Source organism: Streptomyces sp. (genome assembly GCF_031181705.1).
Taxonomy (GTDB): Bacteria; Actinomycetota; Actinomycetes; order Streptomycetales; family Streptomycetaceae; genus Streptomyces.
Genome location: NZ_JAPSKN010000241.1, coordinates 1 through 4022, shown reverse-complemented (window position 1 = coordinate 4022; position 4022 = coordinate 1). Strand labels below are relative to the sequence as shown.

The 4022-nt window shown below is 70.7% G+C and carries 5 protein-coding genes; 2 read left to right on the top strand and 3 right to left on the bottom strand.

What is annotated here, in order from left to right; translation table 11 throughout:
- The first annotated feature begins 50 nt into the window (after positions 1-50).
- Positions 51-983, top strand: a complete 933-nt coding sequence (locus tag RIN80_RS26415) for a DUF5829 family protein (protein ID WP_309098156.1) — start codon at positions 51-53, stop codon at positions 981-983.
- Between the two features lie 27 nt (positions 984-1010).
- Here the strand turns inward: RIN80_RS26415 and RIN80_RS26410 are convergent, their stop codons facing one another.
- Together RIN80_RS26410 and RIN80_RS26405 are read right to left on the bottom strand one after the other, a co-directional pair.
- On the bottom strand, positions 1011-1394 hold the full coding sequence (locus RIN80_RS26410; RefSeq protein WP_309098155.1) for a VOC family protein: 384 nt from the start codon (positions 1392-1394) through the stop codon (positions 1011-1013).
- Between the two features lie 145 nt (positions 1395-1539).
- On the bottom strand, positions 1540-2580 hold the full coding sequence (locus RIN80_RS26405; protein WP_309098154.1) for an NAD(P)-dependent alcohol dehydrogenase: 1041 nt from the start codon (positions 2578-2580) through the stop codon (positions 1540-1542).
- A gap of 183 nt (positions 2581-2763) precedes the next feature.
- Here RIN80_RS26405 and RIN80_RS26400 point away from each other — a divergent pair, with 183 nt between their 5' ends.
- On the top strand, positions 2764-3672 hold the full coding sequence (locus RIN80_RS26400) for a helix-turn-helix domain-containing protein (RefSeq protein WP_375141821.1): 909 nt from the start codon (positions 2764-2766) through the stop codon (positions 3670-3672).
- 64 nt (positions 3673-3736) lie between these two features.
- On the opposite strand, the gene RIN80_RS26395 is transcribed toward RIN80_RS26400, so the two are convergent.
- The coding region (locus RIN80_RS26395) for a hypothetical protein (protein ID WP_309098152.1) at positions 3737-4022 on the bottom strand (286 nt) is incomplete at its 5' end.

Sequence of the window (4022 nt, the reverse complement as noted above, 5' to 3'; positions counted from 1 at the left end):
AGCGCCGAAATCCGCAGCGGAACGGATTCCTCCCGGCCTACGCTCCCCGCATGGTTCTCAGACGAGCGTTACAGGCGATCATGGTCATGACCCTGACCCTCGCGGGGGCGGTCCAGGGTGCCGCGCACGCCGAGGACGGCGGCGGGGGCGGGCGGCAGTTGCTGTACTACAACCACGCCTACGGCGTGCTCGACCGGGAGACCGCCGACGCGATCGAGCACTCGGCGTACCTCCGGGACTTCGCCAACTTCCAGGTCCGCACCAGCACCGGCTCCGGTGGACAGACCTGGACCGGCCGCTACCTCATGGGCCGCGAGACCTACCTGGAACTGTTCGGCGTCGGCGACCTGCCCGGCAAGGACGGCACCCTCGGCGCCGGCGGCATGGGCGTCTCGGCGGAGCGGGCGGGCGACCTCGCGACGGTCGTGGCCCGGCTGCGCGAGCAGGGCAGCGGCGACCCGGTGGAGTTCCTGCAGACGCGTGACTTCGGCGACGGCGTCCCCGTGCCGTGGTTCGACGCGGTCTTCACCACCGACCAGTACGACGTGTTCGGCGCGTGGGGCATGGAGTACCGGCCCGAGTACTTCGCCGACCCGCGCGGCAACACCGAGCCCGCCGCGTACCCCGGTGACGTGGGCCGGGAGCGCTACCTGTCCGACGGCTACCGTGACCATCTGATGCGGGACGTGACCGCCATCCGGCTCGCGGTGACCGCCCGGGACCTGGCCAACACCGTGCCGCTGCTGAAGGCAGGCGGGTTCGCCGTGCGGTCCGTGCCGGACGGGGGTGTCGTCGCGAAGGGCGGCGGCACCACTCTCCGGTTCGACGCCGTGCCGCTCGACCAGGTGGGTCTGAAGCGGGTGGAGATGTCCCTGAACAGGCCGGTGCCCGACCGGCACGTGGAGCGGCTCGGCCACTCGGACCTGGTCGTCGGCCCCGGCCCCCGTGCCGTGTGGACCTTCGGCGGGACCTCCGGCGAGTAGGGTCCGGCCCTGACCTGACCGGCCGGGTCACCCGCCGCTGCCGTACGGCCTGGTGATGATCTCCAGGCGGTGGCCGTCGGGGTCGTCGAAGTACGCGCCCCGGCCGCCGTCGTTGTGGTTGATCTCGCCGGGGCGGCTGTGGAACGGGTCCGCCCAGTACGTCAGGCCGGCCTCCTGGATCCGGGCGAGGATCTGGTCGAACTCCTCCTCCGAGACCAGGAAGGCGTAGTGCTGCGGGGTGATGGCGCCGGGGCTGTCCATGAAGTCGAGCGTGACACTGTTGGAGATCTCGACCGGGAGGAACGGGCCGTAGGGCGCGCTCACCTCCAGCCCGAGGATGTCGGCGAGGAACCGGGCCGAGGCGCGCTTGTCGTGCGCGGCGACGATGGTGTGGTTCAGCTGCACGGTCATGGCGGGCCTCCCCTGACGTACCGGTGAACCCCCTGGTGCACTCCACCTGTGTACCCCGCGGGCCCGCCCCCGCGCATCACGAGAGCGCCCCGAGGGCCCCGGCGCGGGTGCGCCGGGGCCCTCGGGGTCACGAAACCGTCCGGTCTCAGATCGTGGCCGTGTCGATCACGAACCGGTACCGCACGTCGCTGGCGAGGACCCGCTGGTACGCCTCGTTGATCTGGTCGCCGCGGATCAGCTCGATCTCGGCGCCCAGGCCGTGCTCGGCGCAGAAGTCCAGCATCTCCTGGGTCTCCGCGATGCCACCGATCATGGAACCGGCGAGGGACTTGCCGCCGCCGATCACCGAGAAGAGGTTCAGGGAGATGGGCTCCTCGGGGGCGCCGACGTTGGCCAGCGTGCCCTCGGTCTTCAGCAGCGACAGGTAGGCGCCGAAGTCCAGCGGGGCCGAGACCGTGGAGACGATCAGGTCGAAGGTGCCGGCCAGCTCCTCGAAGGTCTTCGGGTCGCTGGTGGCGTAGTAGTGGTCCGCGCCCAGCTTCAGGCCGTCCTCCCGCTTGCGCAGGGACTGCGACAGCACGGTCACCTCGGCGCCGAGCGCGTGCGCGATCTTCACACCCATGTGGCCGAGGCCGCCGAGGCCGACGATCGCGACCTTCTTGCCGGGGCCGGCGCCGAAGCGCCTGAGCGGCGAGTAGAGGGTGATGCCGGCGCACAGCAGCGGCGCGGCGACGTCCAGGGCGAGGCCGTCGGGGATGCGGACGACGAAGTTCTCGTCGACGACGACCTTCTGCGAGTAGCCGCCGTAGGTGGGCTCGCCGTCCTTGCCGATGCCGTTGTAGGTCGGGATGTTGCCCTTGACGCAGTACTGCTCGCGGCCGGCCTTGCAGTTGTCGCACTCGCGGCACGAGTCGACCATGCAGCCGACGCCCACGCGGTCGCCGACGGCGAACTTCGTCACCCCCGGGCCCACCTCGGAGACGACACCGGCGATCTCGTGGCCGGGGACCATCGGGAAGATGCCCTCGCCCCAGCCCTCGTTGGCCTGGTGGATGTCGGAGTGGCAGATGCCGGCGAACTTGATGTCGATCAGGACGTCGTACTCGCCGACCTGGCGGCGTTCGATGGTGGTGCGCTCCAGCGGTGCCTTGGGGGCGGGAGCGGCGTACGCAGCAACAGTGGTCATGCCGAGGGTTCTCCTAGCGGGGTCGTATGCCCGGCTGCCTTCCGGATCTTCCGGCCGGGCACGCACTCCACCGTGCCGGAATCCCGGGCCGCCACCCAGACCACGCTTTTGCGTACGCACAGCCTGCGTACCACTGGCGGGGTCAGGCTCGTGTGCGTACGACCGGCCATACTGGACGGCATGGTGGACGAACAGCCCGAACCCGCACAGACGGCCGGAGGCGGTCTGGACCGGCGCACCGAACTCAGCGAGTTCCTGCGCACCCGGCGTGCCCGGCTGAAGCCGGAGGACGTGGGGCTGCCCGACTTCGGGCGGCGGCGGGTGCCCGGGCTGCGCCGGGAGGAGCTGGCCCAGCTGGCCGGGGTGTCCGTGGCGTACTACACGCGGCTGGAGCAGGGCAACGGCCACAACGTCTCGGCCGAGGTCCTGGACGCGATCGCGCGCGCCCTGCGGCTGAACGACGCCGAGCACGCACACCTGACGCACCTGGCCAAGCCGAAGCAGCACAAGAAGAAGCCGGTGGCGCGCAGCCAGCAGGTGCGGCCGGCGCTGCGGCACCTGCTGGACTCGATCGACAGCGTCCCGGCGTACGTCGTCGGGCGCCGCTCGCACGTCCTGGCCTGGAACCGGATGGCCGCGGCCCTCTTCGGCGACTGGGCGGAGCTGCCGGCCCAGGAGCGGAACTGGGCGCGGATGGTGTTCCTGCGGCCCGAGTACCGCCAGCTGTTCGTCGAGTGGGACCAGAAGGCGGCCGACATCGTCGGCTACCTGCGCATGGACGCGGGCTGCCACCCGGACGACCCGCAGCTGTCGGCCCTGGTGGGCGAGCTGTCGGTGAAGAGCGAGGAGTTCCGCCGCCTGTGGGCCGCGCACGACGTCAAGGAGAAGAGCTACGGCGTCAAGCGCATGCGCCACCCCCTGGTCGGCGACCTGACGCTGTCGTTCGAGACGTTCCGCCTGGTCGACGACGCCGAGCAGTCCCTGGTCACGTACCACGCGGAGCCGGGCACCCCGTCGGCTCAGGCCCTGCACCTGCTGGCGAGCTGGGGGGCGGACGCGACCCGGGCGGGGGCCGAGAGCCCGGCCCCGTAGACGCGAAAGCGGCCCGCCGGAAGCCAGGGCTCCCGGCGGGCCTCTCACGTACGGGCCCTACGGCCTACTTGCCGTAGTACGCGTTGTAGATCGAGATCGTCGACTTGTTGCCCTTCTTGTCGGCGATCTTGGCGTGGAAGGAGATGGCCTTCCCCTTCGCCGGGTTCTTGAAGGAGACCTTGCCCTTCTTGACGTCGAGCTTCTTCCAGGTCTTGCCGTAGTCGTACGACACGTACACCGACAGCGACTTCAGGTTGCTGCCCTTGGCCGCGCCCTCGACGGTGACCGGAACGGTGACCTGCTTGCCCGCCGGGACCTTGCTGTCCAGGCCGGTGGCCGCGTTGAAGCGG

Excerpts from the sequence above, each read along its gene's own strand:
- RIN80_RS26415 (WP_309098156.1), top strand. The coding sequence starts at position 51 with ATGGTTCTCAGACGAGCGTTACAGGCGATCATGGTCATGACCCTGACC.
- RIN80_RS26410 (WP_309098155.1), bottom strand. The coding sequence starts at position 1,394 with ATGACCGTGCAGCTGAACCACACCATCGTCGCCGCGCACGACAAGCGC.
- RIN80_RS26405 (WP_309098154.1), bottom strand. The coding sequence starts at position 2,580 with ATGACCACTGTTGCTGCGTACGCCGCTCCCGCCCCCAAGGCACCGCTG.